At 73.2% G+C, this 22,684-nt stretch carries 18 protein-coding genes; 11 read left to right on the top strand and 7 right to left on the bottom strand.

Features of this window, described 5'->3' with window-relative positions; translation table 11 throughout:
* Positions 1-22 precede the first annotated feature (22 nt).
* Positions 23-505: a ribonuclease E activity regulator RraA gene (rraA, locus tag CHC11_RS10890; protein ID WP_089311510.1), complete on the bottom strand. Its 483-nt coding sequence runs from the start codon at positions 503-505 to the stop codon at positions 23-25.
* Between the two features lie 27 nt (positions 506-532).
* Positions 533-988, bottom strand: a complete 456-nt coding sequence (locus tag CHC11_RS10885) for an Lrp/AsnC family transcriptional regulator (RefSeq protein WP_089311509.1) — start codon at positions 986-988, stop codon at positions 533-535.
* Between the two features lie 206 nt (positions 989-1,194).
* On the opposite strand from CHC11_RS10885, the gene rocD reads away from it, so the two are divergent.
* The 4 genes from rocD to CHC11_RS10865 all read left to right on the top strand — a co-directional run bounded on the left by rocD (position 1,195) and on the right by CHC11_RS10865 (position 5,840).
* Positions 1,195-2,361 (top strand): ornithine--oxo-acid transaminase, encoded by a 1,167-nt coding sequence (gene rocD, locus CHC11_RS10880; RefSeq protein WP_179278792.1) that lies wholly within the window; start codon positions 1,195-1,197, stop codon positions 2,359-2,361.
* 198 nt (positions 2,362-2,559) lie between these two features.
* A complete protein-coding gene (locus CHC11_RS10875) occupies positions 2,560-3,501 on the top strand; it encodes an LCP family protein (protein ID WP_179278782.1) in 942 nt (313 codons plus the stop codon).
* A gap of 99 nt (positions 3,502-3,600) precedes the next feature.
* Positions 3,601-4,227, top strand: a complete 627-nt coding sequence (locus tag CHC11_RS10870) for a PadR family transcriptional regulator (RefSeq protein ID WP_089311506.1) — start codon at positions 3,601-3,603, stop codon at positions 4,225-4,227.
* Complete coding sequence (locus CHC11_RS10865; protein ID WP_089311505.1) at positions 4,227-5,840, top strand: DHA2 family efflux MFS transporter permease subunit; 1,614 nt, start codon at positions 4,227-4,229, stop codon at positions 5,838-5,840. Before CHC11_RS10870 ends, CHC11_RS10865 begins: the two co-directional genes overlap by 1 nt.
* Positions 5,841-5,847: 7 nt before the next feature.
* Here CHC11_RS10865 and CHC11_RS10860 read toward each other — a convergent pair whose 3' ends face one another.
* From CHC11_RS10860 to CHC11_RS43395, 3 genes are all read right to left on the bottom strand, one after another.
* A complete protein-coding gene (locus tag CHC11_RS10860; RefSeq protein WP_143227016.1) occupies positions 5,848-6,417 on the bottom strand; it encodes a DUF6113 family protein in 570 nt (189 codons plus the stop codon).
* A 23-nt stretch (positions 6,418-6,440) separates the two neighbouring features.
* Positions 6,441-7,340 (bottom strand): N-acetyl-1-D-myo-inositol-2-amino-2-deoxy-alpha-D-glucopyranoside deacetylase, encoded by a 900-nt coding sequence (mshB, locus tag CHC11_RS10855; RefSeq protein WP_089311503.1) that lies wholly within the window; start codon positions 7,338-7,340, stop codon positions 6,441-6,443.
* A gap of 84 nt (positions 7,341-7,424) precedes the next feature.
* Positions 7,425-8,879, bottom strand: coding sequence for a serine/threonine-protein kinase (locus tag CHC11_RS43395; RefSeq protein WP_089311502.1), 1,455 nt, complete (start codon positions 8,877-8,879; stop codon positions 7,425-7,427).
* A gap of 171 nt (positions 8,880-9,050) precedes the next feature.
* On the opposite strand from CHC11_RS43395, the gene CHC11_RS10845 reads away from it, so the two are divergent.
* Positions 9,051-11,135, top strand: coding sequence for a S9 family peptidase (locus CHC11_RS10845; RefSeq protein WP_089311501.1), 2,085 nt, complete (start codon positions 9,051-9,053; stop codon positions 11,133-11,135).
* Positions 11,136-11,375: 240 nt separating this feature from the next.
* On the opposite strand, the gene CHC11_RS10840 is transcribed toward CHC11_RS10845, so the two are convergent.
* Both CHC11_RS10840 and CHC11_RS10835 read right to left on the bottom strand, forming a co-directional pair.
* Positions 11,376-13,100: an ABC transporter ATP-binding protein gene (locus CHC11_RS10840; protein ID WP_089311500.1), complete on the bottom strand. Its 1,725-nt coding sequence runs from the start codon at positions 13,098-13,100 to the stop codon at positions 11,376-11,378.
* Positions 13,097-14,851, bottom strand: coding sequence for an ABC transporter transmembrane domain-containing protein (locus CHC11_RS10835; RefSeq protein WP_245919046.1), 1,755 nt, complete (start codon positions 14,849-14,851; stop codon positions 13,097-13,099). The genes CHC11_RS10840 and CHC11_RS10835 overlap by 4 nt, the downstream gene beginning before the upstream one ends.
* A gap of 303 nt (positions 14,852-15,154) precedes the next feature.
* On the opposite strand from CHC11_RS10835, the gene CHC11_RS10830 reads away from it, so the two are divergent.
* The 6 genes from CHC11_RS10830 to CHC11_RS10805 all read left to right on the top strand — a co-directional run bounded on the left by CHC11_RS10830 (position 15,155) and on the right by CHC11_RS10805 (position 22,683).
* Positions 15,155-16,387: a PP2C family protein-serine/threonine phosphatase gene (locus CHC11_RS10830; protein ID WP_245919044.1), complete on the top strand. Its 1,233-nt coding sequence runs from the start codon at positions 15,155-15,157 to the stop codon at positions 16,385-16,387.
* 201 nt (positions 16,388-16,588) lie between these two features.
* The gene (locus tag CHC11_RS10825) at positions 16,589-17,278 is read left to right on the top strand and encodes a succinate dehydrogenase cytochrome b subunit (protein ID WP_089311656.1); all 690 of its coding nucleotides are present in this window, start codon (positions 16,589-16,591) and stop codon (positions 17,276-17,278) included.
* Positions 17,279-17,297: 19 nt separating this feature from the next.
* Positions 17,298-19,235 carry a fumarate reductase/succinate dehydrogenase flavoprotein subunit gene (locus CHC11_RS10820; protein ID WP_089311498.1) on the top strand — a complete coding sequence of 646 codons (1,938 nt, stop codon included), beginning with the start codon at positions 17,298-17,300 and terminating at the stop codon, positions 19,233-19,235.
* A complete protein-coding gene (locus CHC11_RS10815) occupies positions 19,235-19,987 on the top strand; it encodes a succinate dehydrogenase/fumarate reductase iron-sulfur subunit (RefSeq protein WP_089311497.1) in 753 nt (250 codons plus the stop codon). The genes CHC11_RS10820 and CHC11_RS10815 overlap by 1 nt, the downstream gene beginning before the upstream one ends.
* Before the next feature lie 64 nt (positions 19,988-20,051).
* Positions 20,052-20,798, top strand: coding sequence for an arginase family protein (locus tag CHC11_RS10810; RefSeq protein ID WP_089311496.1), 747 nt, complete (start codon positions 20,052-20,054; stop codon positions 20,796-20,798).
* A gap of 85 nt (positions 20,799-20,883) precedes the next feature.
* Positions 20,884-22,683 (top strand): tetratricopeptide repeat protein, encoded by a 1,800-nt coding sequence (locus CHC11_RS10805; RefSeq protein ID WP_143227015.1) that lies wholly within the window; start codon positions 20,884-20,886, stop codon positions 22,681-22,683.
* Position 22,684 lies beyond the last annotated feature (1 nt).

The raw sequence follows: 22,684 nt of genomic DNA, 5'->3' as shown, positions 1-22,684 counted from the left end.
CACCTCGCGCCGGGCGCCCAGGTCAGAGCGGGAGCTCGCGCGCCGCGACGACGATGCCGTCCTCGTCGCTGTAGAGCCAGTCGCCCGGCCGGAACTCCACGCCGCCGAACGTCACCGGGACGTCGGTCTCGCCCGCGCCGTCCTTGGCGCTCTTGCGCGGGTTGGACCCGAGGGCCTTCGCGCCGAGATCCATCCCGCGCAGCGCCGCCACGTCCCGGACCGCGCCGTTGATCACGACCCCGGCCCAGCCGCCCGCCACCGCCGCCGCCGCGATCATGTCGCCCATCAGCGCGGACGCCAGCGACCCGGCGCCGTCCACGACCAGCACCCGGCCCTCCCCCGGGGTGCCGAGGCGCCGCTTCACCAGGCCGTTGTCACGGTGGCAGCGCACGGTCGCGACCGGGCCGGCGAACGCCGTCCGCGCGCCGTACTGCCGGAACTGCGTCTCGCAGCTGCGCAGCTCGTCCCCGAAGTCGTCGATGAGGTCAGCGGTCGCGAAGTCCATGGCGGCAGCCTACTCGCCGGTAATACCTCAGCCGTAGGGCGCGTCGGTCGGGCGGCCGATGAGCCGGGACAGCACGATCGCCGTCTTGGTCGCGGTGATGTTGTCCTCGCGGCGGAGCCGTTCGAGGGCCTGCTCCAGATGCTGGATGTCGCGGGCCCGCACGTGCACGAGCGCGCTGGCGTCCCCGCTGATCGTGTACGCCGCCACGACCTCGGGGTGGCCGCGGACGCTGGAGTGGATCTGCTCGGGGGACGTCGCCCCGGTACAGAAGATCTCGATGAACGCCTCGGTCGTCCAGCCGAGGGCGGCCGGGTCGACCACGGCCGCGAAGCCGTTGATCACACCGTCCGCGCGCAGCCGGTCGACGCGCCGCTTCACCGCGGGGGCCGACAGCCCCACCCTGTCGCCGATCTGCGCGTACGAAGCGCGCCCGTCCTCCAGCAGCCGCGCAACGATCCGCCGGTCCAGCTCGTCAAGACGCAACAAATAACACCCCCCAAGTCGGTTTTCGTCATTGGTCGGCAGTCAATTCCGAACATACGCTGGGTACGGACCGGCGGCCACCCGATCCGCCGGCCCCCTCCCCCTCGGCACCGGGCACGCGCCCGGTGTCCCCGCCATGCCCCGGCCCGACCGGCCGGGCCGAGCCGCGAAGGAGCGTCGTGACGCCGACCGACCAGCTGCGAGCGATGTCCGAGGACCACAGCGCGCACAACTACCACCCCCTCCCCATCGTGGTCTGCGAGGCGGACGGCGTCTGGCTGACCGACGCGGAGGGCCACCGCTACCTGGACATGCTGGCCGCCTACTCGGCCGTCAACTTCGGGCACCGCAACCCGCGGCTGACCGAGGCCGCGCGGCGGCAGCTCGACCGCGTCACGCTGGTGAGCCGCGCCTTCGACCACGACCAGTTCGGCCCGTTCGTCGCCGAGCTGGCCGAGCTGTGCGGCAAGGACATGGTGCTGTCGATGAACAGCGGCGCCGAGGCCGTCGAGACCGCTCTGAAGACGGCCCGCAAGTGGGGCTACGAGGTCAAGGGCGTCCCCGCCGGCGAGGCGAACATCATCGCGTTCGAGGGCAACTTCCACGGCCGCACGACCACCATCATCAGCTTCTCGACCGACCCCGACGCCCGCGACTCCTACGGCCCCTACACGCCGGGCTTCCGGACGGTCCCGTACGGGGACGTCGAGGCGCTCAAGGCCGCGATGGACGGCAACACGGTCGGCGTGCTGGTCGAGCCGATCCAGGGCGAGGCGGGCGTGAACGTCCCGCCGAGCGGGTTCCTGCGCGCCGTGCGCGAGCTGTGCACGGCGGGCGGCGCGCTGATGATCGCCGACGAGATCCAGTCGGGCCTCGGCCGCACCGGCGCCACGTTCGCGGTCGAGCACGAGGACGTCGTGCCCGACGTCTACATCCTCGGCAAGGCCCTCGGCGGCGGCATCATGCCGGTGTCCGCGGTCGTCGCCGACCGGGACGTCCTCGGCGTGTTCAAGCCGGGCCAGCACGGCTCGACGTTCGGCGGCAACCCGCTCGCCTGCGCCATCGGCCGCGAGGTCGTCGCGATCCTGAAGACCGGCGAGTACCAGGAGCGGTCCCGGACGCTCGGCGCGCACCTGCACGACCGGCTCGGGCGGCTGCCCGGCGACCTCGTCCGCGAGGTGCGCGGCCGCGGCCTGTGGGCGGGCGTGGAGCTGCACGGCAGGGCCCGTCCGGTCAGCGAGCGGCTGATGGAGCTCGGCGTCCTCGCCAAGGAGACCCACGAGACCACGCTCCGCCTCGCCCCGCCGCTGGTCATCGAGCGCGACGAGCTCGACTGGGCGCTCGACCAGCTGGAGATCGCCCTCAAGGGCTGACCGCCGCTCCGCCGACAAGGCGGGGAACGCCGCCGGCCAACGGCGCCCGGCGGCGTTCCCCGCCGGCCGGACGCCCGTTTCCGTCATCGCAAACCCCGGTCTCCGCCAAGGCTCGGCCAGCGCTCCGCCCGGCGCCGCCGCGTCCGCCGCGTTCCCCGTGAGGGTGTGGGGATGCTGCGGAACAGGAGTCGGCGCCGTGTGATCATCGGGTGCGGGGGGCTGGCGGTGGGCCTCGTGCTGCTCCTCGCGGGCGGCCTGTACTTCCTGCAGCGCTTCTACGACGGCGAGGTCAGGCGGGTCTCCGGCGCGCTGCCGACCGCCGGCGGGCGCCCGGCCTCCAGCGGGCGCGGCGAGAACTGGCTGCTGATCGGGTCCGACCGGCGCGCCGACGTGCCCTCGATGGGCGCCCGCGCCGACACGATCATGATGGTGCACCTGTCCGGGCGCGGCGACCGGGTGTCGGTGATCGCCATCCCCCGGGACGCCTGGGTGCCCGTCCCCGGGCACGGCCTCACCAAGATCAATGCGGCGTTCGCCCACGGCGGGCCGTCGCTGCTGATCCGGACGGTGGAGCAGCTCACCCGCGTCCGCGTCGACCACTACGCCGCGCTGGACTTCGGCGGGTTCGTGAAGATGACCGACGCCCTCGGCGGCGTGGACGTCACCGTCACCCGGACGACCCACGACCCCATGCACGACCGGACCTGGCAGGCGGGACGGCACCATCTGGACGGCGTCGAGGCGCTCGACTTCGTCCGGCAGCGCTGGAACCTGCCGGGCGGCGACCTCGACCGGATCAAGCGGCAGCAGGCGTTCCTGCACGCGCTCGCCGCCAAGGCGCTGGACACCCGCAACCCGATCAGGATCGACCGGTTCGTGCGGGCCGCGACGCGCTCGGCGACCGTGGACGACTCGGTCACGTCCGGCACGCTGCGCGGGCTGGCGCACCGGCTGCTCCGGACCTCGCTGATGGAGTACCTGACGGCCCCGGTCGACCGGACGGCGGAACGCGACGGGCAAAGTGTCGTCCTCCTGGACGACGATGGGGCCGGGAAGCTGTTCACCGCCGTCCGGGAGGACCGGGTCGGCGACTACGTGTCCCGCAACGGCGCCGCCAACGCCGTGGACTCCGTGCGCTGACCTGCCCGGAGATGTCCGTTTTCTCGCAAAGGTGACGAGAGCGGTCCGAGTGGATTAGTCTACGTGGACTAATCGAGTTCGACCATTGAGGCCGCAGGTATGTCCCGACCCCTCACGCCGCTCGCGCTGACCGTGCTGCGCATGCTGTGCGACGGGCCCATGCACCCGTACGAGATGCAGCAGCGCATCCGCGACCACGCCTACGACCAGGCCGTCAAGATCACGCACGGGTCGCTCTACCACTCGGTGGAGCGGCTCGCCAAGGGCCGCCTGATCGAGCCGCTGGAGACCAGCCGGGAGGGCCGCCGGCCCGAGCGCACCGTCTACGCGGTGACCAGCGCCGGGCGCGACGCGGCACAGTTCCGGCTCGCCGAGCTGCTGGCCCGTCCCGCGGAGGAGTTCCCGCTCTTCGGCACCGCCCTGGCGTTCATCAACCTGCTACCGGAGGACGAGGTCGCCCGGCTGCTCCGCAAGCGAAGCGTCGCCCTGGAGGCGGCGCTCGCGGGGCACCAGGCCGCGCACGACTCGCTCCGCAAGCAGGGCATCGAACGCTACAAGCTGATCGACCAGGAGTGGCAGATCGCGCGCGTGCGCTGCGAACTCGACTACGTACGGGGGCTCGGCGAGGACCTGCGGTCCGGCCGGCTCACCTGGAAGGACGCCGAGCCGCGGGCGATCTGCCACCCGCGGCCCCGGCCACGACGCACTGACGATATGGGGGCCTGATGAAGAGGTGGAGCGGAAATCCCTGGGCGATCCTGCTGACGCTCTCGCTCGGATTCTTCATGACGCTGCTCGACCTGACGATCGTGAACATCGCGATCCCGAGCATGATCGACAAGCTTGACGCCTCGCTGGACCAGGTGCTGTGGGTCGTCAACGCCTACATCCTGGTGCTGGCGGTGCTGCTCATCACCGCGGGCCGCCTCGGCGACCTGTGGGGCAAGAAGAACCTGTTCATCGCCGGTGTCACGCTGTTCACACTGTCCAGCCTGGCCTGCGGGATCTCCCAGGACCCGGCGCAGCTGATCGCGGCCCGCGCCGTGCAGGGCCTCGGCGCCGCGCTGCTGATGCCGCAGACCATGTCCATCATCATCAGCGTCTTCCCGCCGGAGCGGCGCGGCGCCGCGCTCGGCGTCTGGGGCGCGGTGGCGGGCGTGTCCACCATCGCCGGGCCCACGGTCGGCGGGCTGCTGGTCACCAGCCTGGACTGGCGGTGGATCTTCTTCGTGAACCTGCCGATCGGCATCCTCGTGCTGGCCATGGCCGTGCCGATCCTGCCCGGCCACACCCGCACCGTCCGGCACAGGTTCGACGTCGCGGGCGTGCTGCTGGCGTCCGCCGCCCTGTTCTGCCTCACGTTCGCGCTGACCGAGGGCCAGAAGTACGAGTGGAACGAGGGCATCTGGGGCCTGGTCGCCGCCGGGCTCGCGCTCTTCGTGATCTTCGTGGTCCACCAGCGGGGACGCCAGGACCGCGAGCCGCTCGTGCCGTTCTCGCTGTTCAAGGACCGCAACTTCACGATCCTCAACCTCGTCGGCGCGGCCGTCTCGGTCGGCATGATCGGCATGTTCCTGCCGATGACGATCTACCTGCAGTCGGTGCTCGGCTTCAGCGCCCTCAAGGCGGGCCTCGTCATGGCGCCCTCGTCCCTGGTGTCGATGTTCCTCGCCCCGGTCGCGGGCCGGATGTCCGACCGCATCGGCGGCAAGTTCATCCTGATGACCGGCCTGACCCTCTACGCGGTCGGCATGGCTTGGATCGTGATCGTCGCCGATGTCGGCACGGACTGGACCGCGTTCATCGCCCCGCTCGTGGTGTCCGGGCTCGGTATCGGCGGCGTCTTCGCGCCGATGGCCACCGAGGCGACCCGGAACGTCCCGCCGCACCTCGCGGGCGCCGCGTCCGGCGTCAACAACACGATCCGGCAGGTCGGCTCGGTGCTCGGCAGCGCGGCGGTCGGCGCCGTCCTGCAGAACCAGCTGGCGTCGTCGCTGCGGGACGAGGCGGCCACCCGGTCGGCGGCCCTCCCGCCCGACGTGCGCGGCGGCTTCGTGAAGGGCTTCGCGGGCGCCGCCAAGGGCGGCCTGGAGGTCGGCGCCGGGCAGAGCGGGGCCCGGCAGCAGCTGCCGCCCGGCGTCCCGCCGAACGTCGCGCACCGCGTCCACGAGCTGGCCGGCCAGGTGTTCTCGCACGGCTTCGTCCACGCGATGAGGCCGACGATGTGGCTTCCGATCGGCGTGGTCCTGCTCAGCGCCGCCGCGTGCCTCACCCTCAAGGGCCACAACGCCGGCACGCCCGTCCAGAAGGATTCCGAGCCCGCCTCCGTGGCGGGCTGAGACGCCGCTAACCCCGAGAACGGCCCGCCTTGCCGAGCATCCATTCGCCCGGCGGGCGGGCCGGCGGCACCAGCATGATCGCGATCACGGCGGCGACCATGCCGCCGATGACGAACACGTACCCGGGCAGCGTCGCCGGGACGACGAGGTCGCCCTCGGGGCGGCGCATCTGCAGGACGAACACCACGACGCCCCAGACCAGCGCGGGGATCAACGCGCCGAGCCGCCCGCCCATCGCCCGGCCCGACGCCCACGCCATCGCGAACACCAGCGCGACCAGGACGAGGGCCACGAGCGGGACGGGACCGACGGACCAGTCCTGCGCGAACGAGCCGACCACGCCGAACACGCCGCCGAGGACGCCGAGCGCGGCGTAGGCGGCGCCGGACACGAACGCGTCGCCAGGGCCTTCGCCGGCCGGCTCCAGCGCGGACGCGCCGGCGCCCTCCGCGGGCTCCGCGGGTTCGGCGCCGGCGGGTTCGGCGACGTCGGCCCGGGCCTCGGCGTCCGTCGCGCCGGCGTCCGCCGGGAGGCCGTCCTTGGCGAGCCGCACCCGGGCCTGGTCGTCCTTGTCCACGGACGCCAGCGTACCGGGGCCCGTCACTCCCCCGCGCTCGCCAGACCGGCGAACAGGTCCCGCTCGCGGCGGCCGGGACCGACCGGGCCGAGCTCGCCCGCCTGGAGGATGAAGTACTCGGTGCCGAACGCCTGCTGCCCCAGATTGTTCGACAGCGCGAAGAACGGTCCGACCTGCTCGGGCGCGACCGTGATCTGGGTGTGGTGGGCGCGCAGCGCCGCCAGCTTGGCGGGCAGGTGGGCGCGGGCGTCCACGACCGTGGTGACCTGCCCGTCCGGGACGCCGGAGCCGAGCTCCTCCAGCCCGGCGACGCGGGCGAACGGCAGCCGGGCCTCGCGCATCACCGCGATCGCGCGGGCGAGCACCGTGCGCGGGGCGGCGTAGGCGTAGACCTTGGCCGCCCGCCACGGCTCGGCGCCGTCCTCGTGGAGGGGGTCGGCGGCCAGCTCGAACGCCCGCCACGTGACGCGGTGCGCCTGGATGTGGTCGGGGTGGCCGTAGTTGCCGCGCTCGTCATAGGTGACGATCACCTGCGGGCGGACCTCCCGGATGACGGTCACGAGGTCCCGCGCGGCGGTCGTGAGGTCCGCCTGCCAGAAGCAGCGCGGATCGTCGTTGGTGGGGGCGCCCATCATGCCGGAGTCGCGCCAGCGCCCGGGACCGCCGAGGAAGCGGTGGTCGCGGACGCCGAGCGCCTCGCAGGCCGCGGCGAGCTCGCCGATCCGGTACTCGCCCAGGGCGTCCTCCTTGTCGGAGGCGAGATGGCGCAGATCCTCGGGGATGACCTCGCCCTCCTCGCCCAGGGTGCAGGTGACGAGGCAGACGTGGGCGCCCTCGGCGGCGTATTTGGCCATGCTCGCCCCGGTCCCGATGGACTCGTCGTCCGGATGGGCGTGGACGAACAGGATCCGCGGCTCCTTCATAGTCCACGAGCCTACTCAGGGCCCGGCGCCGCGGCGATGACCGCCCTGCCCCGCGCATCCCGGAGGGGCACCGCCGGGCCCCGGTCAGCCGCCGGTGCCGGCCCCGCCCGCTCCGGTGCCGCCGTCGCCTCCGCCGTTGCCGCCGCCGTTGCCGGTGCCGCCGGTACCGCCCGTGCCCCCTCCGCCACCGGGGTTGGTGGGCGTGCTCGGCGGCGTCTCGGTGGTCGGCGTCTCCGTCGGCGTCTCGCTGGTCGGAGGCTCCTCCGTCGGCTGGGACGGCTGGGGAGGCGGCGTGTTCTGGCGCGTCCGGGTGCGGGTCGGCGTCGGCTCCTCGGGCTTCTCGGAGGTCGGCTCCTCCGAGGCCGACCCGGAGTCGCTGATCGTCGGGGTGGCCGGGTTGTCCGCGGGGTCGTCGCCGCCCCGGGACGCCATGAACAGGCCCACGACCAGCGCCAGCACGGCGATCGCGGCGATGGCGCCGAAGATCGGCGCCTTGGACTTGCGCTCGGGCTCCCAGTTGTTGTCGTACCGGGCGCGGCCGGCCCCCGTCGGGGGCCCCGCCGGCGGGAGGGTCCCGGTGTAGTCGCGGGGCGCGACAGGGGGCGCCCCGCGGCCCGGGTGGGTGGCGCCCGCCATCATCCCGGCGCCGGCGAGGCCGCCCGCGGCGAGCGTGGACCCCTCCGCCAGCATCGTGGTGGCCTGGGCCGGGTCGTCCATGCGGGTCTGCCCGGCGCCGGCCGGGCCGCTGCCGATCAGCGCCATCATGATCTGCTGCGCGGTCGGCCGCCGCTCCGGCTCCTTGACCAGGCAGGCCGCGATCAGCCGGTGCAGGTCGGCGGGCACGCCGTCCAGCGACGGCGGCTCGTTCATCACCCGGTTGATCACCGCGACGACGGTGTCGTCGCCGAACGGCGGGTGCCCGGTCGCGGCGAACACCATCGTGGTGGCCCAGGCCCACACGTCCACGGCCTCGGTGAGGGTGGCGCCCGCCACCTGCTCGGGCGCCATGTAGGACGGGGTGCCGATCGCCTTGGTCGCGTTGGTCTGCCCGGTGTCCAGGGCCCGCGCGATGCCGAAGTCGATCACCCGGGGGCCGTCCGGCGCCATGATCACGTTGTGCGGCTTGAAGTCGCGGTGCACGATCCCGGCCTGGTGGATCGCGACCAGTGCCGTCGCGGTGCCGATCGCGAGCCGGTCCAGCGGCGCCCCGCCGATCGGGCCGGTCTCGGTGACCTGCTTGTACAGCGACGGCCCCGGCACGTACTCGCTGGCGATGTAGGGCTGGTCGCCCGCGACGTCGGCCTCCAGGACCTGCGCGGTGCAGAACCGCGCGACCTGCTTGGCCGCCTGCGCCTCCCGGACGAACCGGTTGCGCGCCATCGTGTCCCCGGCCAGGTCGGAACGCAGGAGCTTGATCGCGGCGCGGCTCCCGGAGGCGTCGACCCCGCCGTAGACGACGCCCTGGCCGCCCTCGCCGAGCCGGTCGACGATCTCGTAGGAACCGAGCCGCCGGGGGTCTCCCGGCTGCAGCTCAGGCATTGACAACTCCTCAGCCCGCGAACGAAGAAAGTGCTTGGGGAAGCTTTGAGCTTACGCGAGCGCGGACAGGGGCACGGGACATTCCCGTCCACCACGCGACGACCCGTGATCATAGAGGGCGGGAGCCGCCGCGCGCCGCCGTTCCGGACCGTGCTGGCAGACTCGGGTGCCATGAGCATCAGCTATCCGCGGCAGAGCGCCCGCACGCGACGGTTCAGCCTGGGCGTCCCGCGCGCCTTCCAGATCGCGCCGGACGGGTCGCGCGTCGCCTTCCTGCGCACCCGGGCGGGCGACGATCCGGTGACCTGCTTGTGGACGCTGGACACCGCCACCGGCGAGGAGGAGTGCGTCGCCGACCCGGCCGCGCTGGACGTCCCGGGCGAGGAGGACCTGCCCGCCGAGGAGCGGGCCCGGCGCGAGCGCGCCCGCGAGCAGGCGGGCGGCATCGTCGGGTACGCGACCGACCGCGCCATGAGGCGGGCCGTCTTCACCCTGGGCGGGCGCCTGTACACCGTCGACCTCGGCACCGCGCTCGTGCGGGAGCTGCCCGCCCGGCCGCCGGTCTTCGACCCGCGCCCCGACCCGATGGGCCGCCGCGTCGCCTACGTGTCGGGCCGCACGCTGCGGGTCGTCGAGCTGGACGGCGGGGAGGACCGCGCTCTCGTCGAGCCCGAGTCCGACCAGGTCTCCTACGGCCTCGCCGAGTTCGTCGCGGCCGAGGAGATGGACCGGATGCGCGGCCACTGGTGGTCGCCCGACGGCGGGACCCTGCTGGTCGCGCGGGTGGACGAGACGCCCGTGCAGCGCTGGCACATCGCAGACCCGGCCAACCCGGACCGGCCGCCGTCCGAGGTCGCCTACCCGGCGGCGGGCACCCCGAACGCCCTGGTGTCCCTGGTGCTGCTGAAGGTGGACGGCGGACGGATCGCGGTGGACTGGGACCGCGGCATGTTCCCCTACCTCGTGACCGCCGTCTGGGACCGGCACGGCCTGCTGATCGTCGTGCAGCCCCGCGACCAGCGCTCCCAGCGGGTGCTGCGGGTCGATCCGACCAACGGCGAGACGGTGCTGCTGCACACCGAGCACGACCCGATATGGACGGAGGTCATCCCCGGCCTGCCCGTCCGCACGCACGGCGGCGACCTCGTCTGGGCGACCGAGGACGCCGGGACCGACACCCGCCGGCTCACCGTCGCGGGCGAGCCCGTCACGCCCGGCGGCCTGCAGCTGCGCTCCGTCCTCGGCGTGGACGGCGAGTCGATCCTGTTCACCGCCTGGGAGGAGCCCACCGAGGTCCACCTCTACTCCTACGAGGGCGGCGAGGTGACCCGGCTCAGCGAGGGGCCGGGCGTCTTCGGCGGCACCCGGTCGGGGGACGTCACCGTGGTCTCGGGCGCGCGGCTGGACCGCCTCGGCTCGCAGGCCGAGGTGCGCACGCCGACCGCGGTGCACCCCGTCGCCTCGTTCGCCGAGACCCCGGTGATCACGCCGCGGGTGGAGCTGCTGCGCTCCGGCGACCGCGAGCTGCGCACCGCCGTCGTGCTGCCCACCGGCTGGGAGCCGGGGCACGGCCGCCTGCCCGTCCTGATGGACCCCTACGGCGGCCCGCACGCGCAGCGCGTGCTCGCCGTCCAGCGCTCGTACTGCGAGGCGCAGTGGCTCGCCGACCAGGGCTTCGCCGTCGTGATCGCGGACGGTCGCGGCACCCCCGGACGCGGTCCCGCCTGGGAGCGCGCCGTACGCGGCGACTTCGTCGGGCCCGTCCTGGAGGACCAGATCAGCGCGCTGATCGAGGCGGCCCGCAAGCACCCCGCGGCCCTCGACCTCGACCGCGTCGGCATCCGGGGCTGGTCGTTCGGGGGATGGCTCGCGGCCCTGGCCGTCATGCACCGCCCGGACGTCTTCCACGCGGGCGTCGCGGGCGCCCCGGTCACCGACTGGCGCCTGTACGACACCCACTACACCGAGCGGTACCTGGGCCATCCCGACGAGGAGCCGGAGAACTACGCCGACAACTCCCTCCTCGGCAGGGCCGCCGACCTGAAGCGGCCGCTGATGATCATTCACGGCCTGGCGGACGACAACGTGGTGGCCGCGCACACCCTGCGCCTGTCCTCGGCCCTCCTGGCCGCCGGCCGCCCGCACACCGTCCTCCCCCTGTCGGGCGTCACCCACATGACCCCGCAAGAAGTCGTCGCCGAAAACCTCCTCCACATCCAAGTCCACTTCCTGAAGGAGTCGCTCGCGAGCCAATAGCGGTCGGCGCCGACATCAGGCCCATGCGCAACCCCGCAACGACCTCATGGTTGCGATCGCGTCCGAAGGGAGATTCGAGCGAAGCAAGAATCTGATCGCGCAGCGAGCCGCAAGGCGAGCCGGAGCGATGCCGGCGATCGCCCGCAGTGCCCGACGATGGAGGGCCCCCCGGGCCCGAAGGAGGAGGGCACTGCAATAGGCACAGCAGGGCCGCCAGGCCCGAAGGAGGAGAAAACGCAATCAACTCCGCCAGGAGCTCCAAAGCGCTGCGTAGGAGCCCTGGGCGGCCAGGAGTTCTTCGTGGGTGCCGAGTTCGGTGATGCGGCCGTTCTCCACCACGGCCACGCGGTCGGCGTCGTGGGCGGTGTGGAGGCGGTGGGCGATGGCGACGACGGTCCGGCCGTCCAGGACGGCGGCGAGCGAGCGTTCCAGGCGGCGGGCGGCGCGCGGGTCGAGGAGGGACGTCGCCTCGTCCAGGACGAGCGTGTGCGGGTCTGCGAGGACGAGCCGGGCCAGGGCGAGCTGCTGGGCCTGGGCGGGCGACAGGGGCTCGCCGCCCGAGCCGACGACGGTGTCGAGGCCGGGGCCGTCCCAGTCGACGGCGGCCAGGACCTGGCGGACGTCGTCGTCGGAGGCGCCCTCGCGGGCCATCACGAGGTTCTCGCGGAGGGTGCCCCGGAACACGTGGTGCTCCTGGGTGACCAGCGCGACATGGCCGCGCAGGTCGTCCAGGGGCAGCTCGACCAGGGGAACGCCGCGGCCCGCGCCCACGGTGACCGCGCCCGCGCGCGGGCCGTCGACGCCGGCGAGCAGGCGGCCGAGCGTCGACTTGCCCGCGCCGCTGGGCCCGACCATCGCCAGGCGCTCGCCCGGCCGCAGGTCGAGGTCCACGCCGTGCAGGACGTCGTGGCCGCGGCGGTAGGAGTAGTGGACGTCGCGCGCCGCGATCCGCTCGCCGGCGGGCCGGCCCCCGTTCGGCGTGCGGTCGGGCGGGACGTTGCCGACGCCGAGCAGCCGGGCCAGGGACGCGCCGCCCAGCTGGAGCTCGTCCAGCCACTGCAGGAGCGTGTCGACCGGCTCGATGAGCTGCTGGGCGTACAGGGTCGCGGCGGTCACCTGCGCGAGCGTCGCCATGCCGTTGATGTAGAGCAGGCCGCCGACGAGCAGCGTCGACACGACGGGCAGGACGAAGCTCATCTCCATCACCGGGAACAGCACCGTGCGCAGCCGCAGCGTGTACCGCTCCACCTTGTAGGACGCCGCGATGTCGGCGTCGCCGCGCTCGTGCCGGCGCTCGGCGAGGCCGAGGGCCTCCACGGTCCGGGCGCCCTGGACGGTCTCGGTCAGCCCGTCGGCGATGCGCGCCCACGACGCGTTCTCCCGCAGGTAGCCGTTGTGGGCGCGCGGCAGGTACCAGCGCATCACCGCCACCAGCATCGGCACCGCGACCAGGGCGGGCAGCGCGACGAGCGGGCCGTTCAGCATCAGCGCGGCGACGGTGAACCCGCCCACGACCACGGCGACGAGGGTCTCCGGCATCGCGTACCGGACGGAGGTGCTCAGCGTGTCCACGTCGCGGGAGGCGCGGGTGACCAGGTCGCCGGTGCCCGCGCGCTCGACCGTGGACAGCGGCAGGGCCATGACGCGGTCGACGAACTCCTCGCGCAGTTCGGCCAGCACCCGCTCGCCCAGTTTCGCCGACGCCAGGTAGGCGTACCGGATCAGCACGCTCTGGACGACCACGAACCCGGCGATGGCCAGACCGGTGGTGTCGATGTCGGCGCGGCCGTCGCGGACGCCCTCGACCAGCGAGCCGAGCAGCCGCGGCGTGACGAGCCCGGTCAGGGCGGCCAGCGCGTGCAGGGCCAGCACTCCGGCGAGGTCGCGCGGGTGCCGCAGGACGAGCCGCCGCGCATAGGCCCGCACCTGCGCGGGCGTCGCGACGGGCAGGATCTGGGCGCTCACGTTCCCGCCCTTTCCGCGGTCTCGCCTCTGGTGACGGTCGCCGCGTAGCGCGGCTCGGCGTCCAGCAACTCCCGGTGGGTCCCCTCCGCGACGACCACGCCGCCGCGGACGAAGGCGACGTGGTCGGCGCGGTCCAGCATCAGCGGGCTGGTCGTGCACACCACGGTGGTGCGGCCCGCGCGCGCTTCGGCGAGCCTGCCGGCGATGCGCGCCTCGGTGTGCGCGTCCACCGCGCTGGTCGGCTCCACCAGGACGAGGACGTCGGGGTCGGCGGCGAGCGCCCTGGCCAGGCGGAGGCGCTGCTGCTGGCCGCCGGAGAACTCCCGTCCGGCCTCGGCCACGTGCGCGTCGAGACCGGCCGAGTCGACGACGTCCTCGGCGCAGGCGGCGCGGACCGCCGCCCGGAGCACGGCCTCGCCCGCGTGGGGCGCGAGCGACTCGGCCAGCGGCCCGGAGAACAGCCGGTCCTCGTTGACCGCGACCAGGATCCGCTCGCGGACGTCCTCGACCGCGCGCAGCGGGACGCCGCCGAAGTCGACCTCGCCGTCCTCGTACCGGCCGAGGCGGTCGGCGACGGCCTGCGCGTCACGCGGGTCGGACGCGGCGATCGCGGTGACCCGGCCCGGCCGCACGACCAGCCCCGAGGCGATGTCGACCAGCTCGGCGCCGGCCGCCGGACGGGCCGTCCCGGTGGCGGGCAGCTCGGGGTCGAGCCGCAGCAGCGCGGTGACCCGGCCCGCCGCCACCAGCCCCTTGGTGATCTTGCTGGCGGCCTCGCCGAGGGTCTTCAGCGGGACGATCAGGAACACCGCGTACCCGTAGAACGCGACCAGTTCGCCGACGCCGATCGACCCCCGCACGGCGAACCGGGCGCCGGCCCAGGTGACCAGCGCGACCAGCAGGCCGGGCAGCAGCACCTCGGCGCCGTTCATCCGCGTCTCGGCCCGCGCGACCGCCACCCCGGCCTCGCGCACCCGCTGCGACTCCGCGCGGTAGCGGCCGGAGAACAGCGCCTCGCCGCCGATGCCGCGCAGCACCCGCAGCCCCGCGACCAGGTCGGTGGCGTGCGTGGTCAGCTCGCCGACCAGTTCGCGGTGCGCCTGCTCCCGCTCGCGGTAGGGGCGCAGCAGCGGCGCCGCGACCACCAGGATCAGCGGGACGCCGACCAGCACGATCAGGCCGAGCGGCGGCGACGTCGACAGCAGGATCCCGGCGACGACGACGATCGCGACCACGGCGCCCGACCCGCGCGCGGCGATGTCGAGGGTGTCGCCGATGTGCGACACGTCGGAGAGGCCGACGCTCACCACCTCTCCGGCGCTCAGCCGCTTCGGCAGCCTCGAGCCGAGGCGGGTGGACTGCCGGGTGACGAGCTGGACGGTCCGGTACGCGGCGGAAAGCCAGTTGAACACGGCGAACCGGTGCCGGAGCACGCCCGTCACGGCCTGCACGGCGCCGAGGCCGAGCAGGACGGCGGCCCACGTCACGAGGGCGCCCTCGTCCCGCGCCGCGACGCCGTCGCCGATGGCGCGGCCGAGCGCGGCTGGCATCAGGGCCTGGCTGAGCATCCAGGCCACGCCGAGGAGGGCGCCCGCGGTCACGCTGCGCCACTGGACGCGCAGCAGCGAGAGCAGGTAGCGCGCGGGGGCTCCGCGATCGGCGCGGGAGGCGCTCCAGGGGTCGAGGGACGTCGTCCGCCCTCGCGCGACGTGGTCGGGGCCGCCAGGATCTTTCACCGGCAACGGCTTCACGCGACGAAGGCTATGCAGCGGAACCCTCGGCGCACGACTGGTTTTTCAGCAGCGGAAACAGGTTTCGGTCCGTCCGGAAACACCGACAAAGGCGAGCGCGGGGGGTGCGCCAGGGCGCGGGGACACGCTAAGGTCGTCACCGTACGGAGCGATGCTTCCTCCGCTCCATGAGCCGGGACACTTGGCGGCTAGGCCCACGCCGCCGCCCCGGTGCGGCCCGTACCGCTCCCTGCGGCCGCAGGGACGAACGGGACGACGCGGTCGTTGCCAGTGCCGTCGCCAGCCCGACATCCCGGAAGCCCTGTGAGCACCATCAGTCGCCAGACGCATCCCCTCACGCCAGGCAGCGAGGACAGGATCGAGCTGCTCCTCATCGACGACGACCCCACCGACGTGCTCATGGTGGAGAAGATGCTCGCCGACAGCGGCCTGGACGCGGGGATCACCGTCGCGAACGACCTGGACGCCGCGCGGCGCATGCTGACGCGGCGCACCCAGTGCATCATCGTCGACCTCTCCACGCCCGACATCGACCGGCTGGAGGGGCTGCGGCGGGTGCTCGCGCTGTCCGGCCCCGCCGCCGTCGTCGTGCTGACCGGCCTGGACGACGGCCGCCTCGGCGTCCAGGCGGTCGCCGCGGGCGCCGAGGACTACCTGGTCAAGCAGGAGGTCGACGGGCCGCTGCTGGCCCGCGCGATCCGCTACGCCATAGAGCGCAAGCGCTCGGAGGAGACCGAGCGGCGGCTCGTCGAGGCCCGCATCCTCGGCCGCGAGAACGCCCGGCTGGAGCGCGGCCTGCTGCCGGTCCCGCTGATCGAGGACCCGACGCTGCGGCACCACACCCGCTACCGGCCCGGCCGGCGGCGGGCGCTGCTCGGCGGCGACTTCTACGACACCGTGCAGACCGAGGGCGGCGCCGTCCACCTGATGATCGGGGACGTCTGCGGGCACGGCCCCGACGAGGCGGCCCTCGGCGTCCAGCTCCGCATGGCCTGGCGGACGCTCGTCCTGGCCGGGCACACCGGCGAGCAGCTGCTCGGCACCCTCGACACCGTCCTCGGGCACGAGCGGCGCAGCGAGGAGATCTTCACCACCCTCTGCATGATCACGATCGCGCCGTCCCGGCGGACCGCGCGGATGCACCTCGCCGGCCACCCCGCGCCGCTGCTGTTCCGCGGCGCGCCGGGCGCGGGCGGCGAGGTCGCGGCGCTCCCCGACTACGCCCACGGCCCGGCGCTCGGTCTCGTGCCCGGCGCCGAGTGGCCGACCACCGAGATCGACCTCGGCGAGTCCTGGGGCCTGATGCTCTACACCGACGGCCTGATCGAGGGCCGCGTCGGCGAGGGCTCGGACCGGCTCGGCACCGACGGCCTGGTCGGCCTGGCCCGCACCGCGCGCACCCGGGGCGCGGCCGGGCGGTCGCTGATCGACGCGCTGGTGACCGAGGTGGAGCGGCTTAACGGCGACGCCCTGACCGACGACCTCGCCGTCCTGCTGCTGTCGCGCAACGCCGAACCGGACCGGCCAGCGTGCTGACCACAAGTCCCTGACCTCCGTCAATGTCGACTGGGTCACTCCCCGGCAGAGTTTCCGCACCCGCTGTGAAGTCCCTCACCCGCACCGGTGTCACGGAACGGACACAAGCCGCGCGCAGCGTGTGTTCATAGCCTGCGGCTATCGCCACAAGTGCGCTCATGACTTGGAACGAATCACCGAACCGGACATAGCGTGCAGGTCGTGGCTATAGCGATACCTGCGATCTACCGATCGACCGTCGGCAAGAAGGCCGTGATGGCCGTCACCGGCGGCATCCTCGTGCTGTACCTGGTCGCGCACATGATCGGGAACCTGAAGATCTTCCTCGGCGCGGAGGATTTCAACCACTACGCGCACTGGCTGCGCACGATGGGTGAGCCCGCGGTGCCGCGGCGGACGGTGCTGACGATCATCGAGCTGGTGCTCGGCGCCTCGATCGTGCTGCACATGTGGTCGGCGGTGTCGCTCGCGCGCCGCGCCTCGGCCGCGCGCCCGGTGAAGTACCAGTCGAAGAAGAAGTCGCACGCGCAGGGCTACGCCACCCGCACGATGCGGTACGGCGGCGTCATCATCGCCGTCTACGTCATCTGGCACCTGCTGGACCTCACGTTCTTCGTCGTGAACCCCAAGGGTGCCGACGCCACCCCCTACCAGCGGGTGGTCGCCGACTTCGACCCGTCCCGCTGGTACATCACGGTCTGGTACGTCGTCGCGGTCCTGCTCGTCGGCCTCCACCTCAACCACGGCATCTGGAGCGCGTTCCAGACGCTGGGAATGCGCAGCCCGCGCAGCCACAACGCCCTGCGGGGCCTCGCCGCGACCACCGCCGCGCTCGTCACGCTCGGCTTCGTCGCCGTCCCCGTCTCCATCACGTTCGGATGGGTGAGCTGATCCCATGACAGCTGACGACATGACACACGGCTTCTACAGGATCGGCGAGCCGATCGCCGACGCCAAGGCTCCGGCCGGCGCCATCGAGGAGCGCTGGACGACCCGCAAGTTCGAGGCCAAGCAGGTCAACCCGGCCAACAAGCGCAAGAAGAAGATCATCATCATCGGCACGGGCCTGGCCGGCGGCTCGGCCGGCGCGACCCTCGGCGAGGCCGGCTACCACGTCCAGCAGTTCTGCTTCCAGGACTCCCCGCGCCGCGCCCACTCGATCGCCGCGCAGGGCGGCATCAACGCCGCCAAGAACTACCGCAACGACGGCGACAGCGTGTACCGGCTGTTCTACGAGACGGTCAAGGGCGGCGACTTCCGGTCCCGCGAGTCCAACGTGTACCGGCTCGCCGACATCTCCCGGCAGATCATCGACCAGTGCGTCGCGCAGGGCGTCCCGTTCGCCCGCGAGTACGGCGGCCTGCTCGACAACCGCTCCTTCGGCGGCACGCAGGTCTCCCGTACCTTCTACGCGCGCGGGCAGACGGGCCAGCAGCTGCTCCTCGGCGCCTACCAGGCGCTGATGCGGCAGGTGGACGCCGGGAACGTGGAGCTGTACCCGCGGCACGAGATGCTCGACCTGATCATGGAGGACGGGCGGGCGCGCGGCGTCGTCGTCCGGAACCTGATCGACGGCGAGATCAAGCACTACACGGCGGACGCGGTGGTGCTGGCCTCCGGCGGCTACGGCAACGTGTACTTCCTGTCCACGAACGCGATGGGCTCGAACGTCACCGCGTCCTGGCGCGCCCACCGGCACGGCGCCCTGTTCGCCAACCCCTGCTACACCCAGATCCACCCGACGTGCATCCCGGTCAGCGGCGACCACCAGTCGAAGCTGACGCTGATGTCGGAGTCGCTGCGCAACGACGGCCGGGTGTGGGTGCCGAAGAAGGCCGGCGACACCCGCAGGCCGTACGACATCCCCGACGACGAGCGCGACTACTACCTGGAGCGCATCTACCCGTCCTTCGGCAACCTCGTCCCGCGCGACATCGCCTCCCGCGCGGCCAAGAACGTCTGCGACGAGGGGCGCGGCGTCGGCCCCGGCGGGCTCGGCGTCTACCTCGACTTCGCCGACGCGATCGCGCGCCTCGGCCGGGACAAGGTCGAGGCCAAGTACGGCAACCTCTTCGAGATGTACGAGCGCATCACCGGCGAGAACCCCTACGACACGCCGATGCGCATCTACCCCGCCGTCCACTACACGATGGGCGGCCTGTGGGTGGACTACGACCTGGAGTCCACGATCCCGGGCCTGTTCGTCATCGGCGAGGCGAACTTCTCCGACCACGGCGCGAACCGGCTGGGCGCCTCCGCACTGATGCAGGGCCTCGCGGACGGCTACTTCGTCCTGCCGAACACCATCGGCGACTACATCGCCCGCAACAGCCTCCCCCCGGTCGCCGAGACCGCGGTCAGCGAGGCGGAGGAGCGGGTGCGGACGCGCATCGAGCGGCTGCTGTCGATCGACGGCGACCGCTCCGTCGACTCCTTCCACCGCGAGCTCGGCCACATCATGTGGGAGTACTGCGGCATGGAGCGCACCGAGGAGGGGCTGCGCAAGGCGCTGGACCTCATCCCGGCGCTGCGCGAGGAGTTCTGGGCGCGCGTCAAGGTCACCGGCAGGGGCGAGGAGCTGAACCAGCAGCTGGAGAAGGCGGGCCGCGTCGCCGACTTCTTCGAGCTGGCCGAGCTGATGGTCATCGACGCGCTGCACCGCGCCGAGTCCTGCGGCGGCCACTTCCGGGCCGAGAGCCAGGACGAGGACGGCGAGGCCAAGCGCGACGACGACAACTTCGCCTACGTCGCCGCATGGGAATGGGCCGGGGAGGGCGCGCAGCCCGTCCTCCGCAAGGAGGCCCTCAACTTCGACTACGTCAAGCCCACGCAGAGGTCGTACAAGTAATGAAGCTCACACTGCGCGTCTGGCGCCAGAGCGGCCCGCGGGACAAGGGCGGGATGGTCGAGTACAAGCTCGACGACGTCTCCCCCGACGCCTCGTTCCTGGAGATGCTGGACGTCCTCAACGAGAAGCTCATCGCCTCCGGCGAGGAGCCGGTCGCGTTCGACCACGACTGCCGCGAGGGCATCTGCGGCATGTGCTCGCTGGTCATCAACGGCACCCCGCACGGCCCGGAGCGCGCCACCACCACGTGCCAGCTCCACATGCGCAAGTTCGAGGACGGCGAGGTCATCGACATCGAGCCGTGGCGGGCCAAGGCGTTCCCGGTCGTCAAGGACCTGGTCGTCGACCGGTCGGCGTTCGACCGGATGATCCAGGCGGGCGGCTACATCACCGCGCCGACGGGCACCGCCCCCGAGGCGCACGCGACGCCCGTCCCGAAGCCCGACGCCGACCGCGCGTTCGAGGCCGCCGAGTGCATCGGCTGCGGCGCCTGCGTCGCGGCCTGCCCGAACGGCTCGGCCGCCCTGTTCCTCGGCGCCAAGGTCACCCATCTCGGCCTGATGCCGCAGGGCCAGCCCGAGCGCTGGGACCGCGTCGTGTCCATGCTGGACACCCACGACGAGGAGGGCTTCGGCGGCTGCACCAACACCGGCGAGTGCACCGTCGCCTGCCCGAAGGGCATCCCGCTGGACGTCATCGGCCGGCTGAACCACGACTATCTCAAGGCCACCGCCGGCGGGAAGAAGCGGTAACCGCCGCCCCCCTCGTTCTCGGTCCCGCCCGGAGTACCGGGCGGGACCGTTCTAATGTGTCCGAATGACCATCACACTTCTCCCCTACCACCAGGACGAACGCCTCCCCGACGCGTCCTTCCCCCTTTCCGGACTCGACGTCGTCCCGGTGACGCCGGACCTGCCCGACGGCGACGTGTGGCAGCGCGTCGCGGCACTGTTCGAACCGGTCGTCGCCGAGGTCGCCGGCCAGATCGACGGCGGTTCGATGCCGCGCGTGGTGTCGGGCGACTGCCTGACCGCCGAGGCCGTCCTCGCGGGCGTGCAGAAGGCCGGGGTGGACGCCTCCGTCATCTGGTTCGACGCGCACGGCGACGTCCACACGGTGGACAGCTCGACGTCCGGCTACCTCGGTGGGATGCCGCTCCGGCAGATCCTCGGCGCCGACACCGCGCTCCTCCCCGACCGGCTGGGCCTGCGCGCGCTGCCGGAGGACCGCGCCGTGCTGGTGGACGCCCGCGACCTCGACCCGGCCGAGGCGGAGTTCCTCGCGTCCTCGCAGGTCCGGCGCTGCCCGGTCGACGACGTGGTGCTGCCCCCCGGCCCGCTGCTGCTGCACGTCGACGTGGACGTCGTCGACGCCGCCGAACTGCCGGGGCTGAAGTTCCCCGCCGGCGGCGGGCCGTCCTGCGCCGCGGTGGTCGCGTCCGTCCGGCGGATCATGGCCACCGGCCGCGTGGCCGCCCTGGACGTCGCCTGCCCCTGGCATCCGGCGGAGGGCGACGACGACGCCGTCCGCGCCCGGCTGCTGAAGGATCTCCTGACCGCCTGACCCGATCGCCGGCCGGTCCGCCCAAGCGCTTCGACAGGTGCCGATCTTGCCGTAACATGCGCCGCACATGCATAAGGGGGTGCATATGCACGAGCTAATGCACTGTGCAGGCGGCGCCGGCCCGGCGGTGCACCGGACGATCCTGTGCCTGGACGTCGAGGGCTACGGGCGCCGCACGAACGGGGACCAGCTCGCCGTACGGGCGGGCTTATACCGCGCCCTGCGGCGGGCCCTCGACGAGTCCGGCGTGCCCGCGGCCTCCTGCTACTGCGAGGACCGGGGCGACGGGGCCATGATCCTCATCCGGCCGGACGTGCCGAAGGAGCTGCTGGCCGGCGTGTTCCCGGCGCGGCTGGCCGCCTTGCTGGAACGGCACAACGGCGGCGTCCCGCCGGACGCCCGCATCAGGGTCCGCGTCGCCGTGCACGCCGGCGAGATCCACCACGACGACCACGGCGTCGCCGGCACCGCGATCAACAAGGCGTTCCGGCTGCTGGCCGCCGACCCCCTCAAGGACGCGCTGCGCGCCTCCCCCGGCGTCCTCGCACTGATCACCTCCGGCTGGTTCTTCGAGGAGGTCGTGCGGCAGAACCCCGCGTGCCGCGCGGCCGCCTTCCGTCCCGCGCAGGTCGCGGTCAAGGAGGTCCGGGAGCGGGCCTGGATGCGGCTGCCGGACTCCTGGCCGCATGCGGACACCGCCCGGACCCTCCGGCTGCTCGCCCTGCACCCCGGCCCGGAGATCTCCGTTCCGGCCGCGGCCGCCCTCATCGACGTCCCCGACGCCGAGGCGCGGCTCCTTCTCGGCGACCTCGGCCTGGTGGAGCGCGCCGAGGGCCGGTACCGCGTGCCCGCCCCCGACCCCGGCCGCGACCCCGGTCCCGGGCTCGCGCCGCAGGAGCGCTCGGCCGCCGTCCGCCGCGTCCTCGGCTGGTACCTCGGCACCGCCGGCAACGCGCGCCGCCTGCTGTGCCCCGACCGCGTCACCGCCCCGCCGCTGCCGGACGAGCCGGGCCGCGCCCTCCGCTTCGCCTCCGCGGACGAGGCCCGGCGCTGGTGCGAGACCGAGCGGCTCAACCTGGTCGCCGCCGCCCGCGCCGCCGCCGCCGAGGGCCACCACGACATCGCCTGGCGGCTCCCGCTCGCGCTGTGGACGTTCTTCTTCCTCCGCGGCCCGAGGACCGACTGGAGCGAGGCGCTCCGCAACGGCCTGGAATCCGCGCGCCTCCTCGGCGACGACCGCGGTATCGCCTACGTGCTCGGCGGCCTCGGCTACGCCAGCCAGAACCGGTGGCGGTTCGAGGAGTCCGCCGAGCTGTTCACCGCGGCGTGCGAGGTGTTCTCCCGGCTCGGGGACGTCCGGGGCGAAGCGTGGGCCCTGCACGGGCTCGGCTACGCCTGCCGCCGCCTCCAGCGGTACCGCGAGGCCGTCGCCCACCACCGCCGGTCGGTGCTGCTGGCCGCCGCGATGGGCGACCGCCGCAACACCGGGCGCGCGCTGACGGCCCTCGGCTACGCCTACGCCGGGCTCGCCGACTTCGGCTCGTCCCTGGACCACTTCGAGCAGGCCCACGGCATCGCGCTGGAGTCCGACGGGCGGACCCTCGGCTGGGTTCTGCACGGCCTCGGCTATGCCCACCACGGCCTGCGCCGCCTGCACACCGCCATCGCCCACTACGAGAAGGCACTGGACGTCTTCCGCGAGTTCGGCGACCGCCCCGGCCAGGGCGAGACCCTCTACAACCTCGGCCGCGCCCACATGCAGGTGTCCCGCCCGGACGCCGCCCGCGACTGCTGGCTCCGCGCCCTCGCCATCTTCGAGGACCTCCAGACCCCGCAGAGCGCCGGCATCCTCGCCCGCCTGCGCTCCCTCGATACGCGATCATGAC

The organism is Actinomadura mexicana, from assembly GCF_900188105.1.
Lineage (GTDB): Bacteria > Actinomycetota > Actinomycetes > Streptosporangiales > Streptosporangiaceae > Spirillospora > Spirillospora mexicana.
The sequence above is the reverse complement of the archived record's forward strand: the minus strand, read 5'-3'. Positions and strand labels throughout refer to the sequence as shown.

What these genes read in the sequence shown, in the direction of transcription:
- rraA (WP_089311510.1), bottom strand. Translation starts at nt 505, where the DNA reads ATGGACTTCGCGACCGCTGACCTCATCGACGACTTCGGGGACGAGCTG.
- rocD (WP_179278792.1), top strand. Translation starts at nt 1,195, where the DNA reads ATGTCCGAGGACCACAGCGCGCACAACTACCACCCCCTCCCCATCGTG.
- CHC11_RS10870 (WP_089311506.1), top strand. Translation starts at nt 3,601, where the DNA reads ATGTCCCGACCCCTCACGCCGCTCGCGCTGACCGTGCTGCGCATGCTG.
- CHC11_RS10865 (WP_089311505.1), top strand. Translation starts at nt 4,227, where the DNA reads ATGAAGAGGTGGAGCGGAAATCCCTGGGCGATCCTGCTGACGCTCTCG.
- mshB (WP_089311503.1), bottom strand. Translation starts at nt 7,340, where the DNA reads ATGAAGGAGCCGCGGATCCTGTTCGTCCACGCCCATCCGGACGACGAG.
- CHC11_RS43395 (WP_089311502.1), bottom strand. Translation starts at nt 8,879, where the DNA reads ATGCCTGAGCTGCAGCCGGGAGACCCCCGGCGGCTCGGTTCCTACGAG.
- CHC11_RS10845 (WP_089311501.1), top strand. Translation starts at nt 9,051, where the DNA reads ATGAGCATCAGCTATCCGCGGCAGAGCGCCCGCACGCGACGGTTCAGC.
- CHC11_RS10820 (WP_089311498.1), top strand. Translation starts at nt 17,298, where the DNA reads ATGACACACGGCTTCTACAGGATCGGCGAGCCGATCGCCGACGCCAAG.
- CHC11_RS10815 (WP_089311497.1), top strand. Translation starts at nt 19,235, where the DNA reads ATGAAGCTCACACTGCGCGTCTGGCGCCAGAGCGGCCCGCGGGACAAG.
- CHC11_RS10810 (WP_089311496.1), top strand. Translation starts at nt 20,052, where the DNA reads ATGACCATCACACTTCTCCCCTACCACCAGGACGAACGCCTCCCCGAC.
- CHC11_RS10805 (WP_143227015.1), top strand. Translation starts at nt 20,884, where the DNA reads ATGCACGAGCTAATGCACTGTGCAGGCGGCGCCGGCCCGGCGGTGCAC.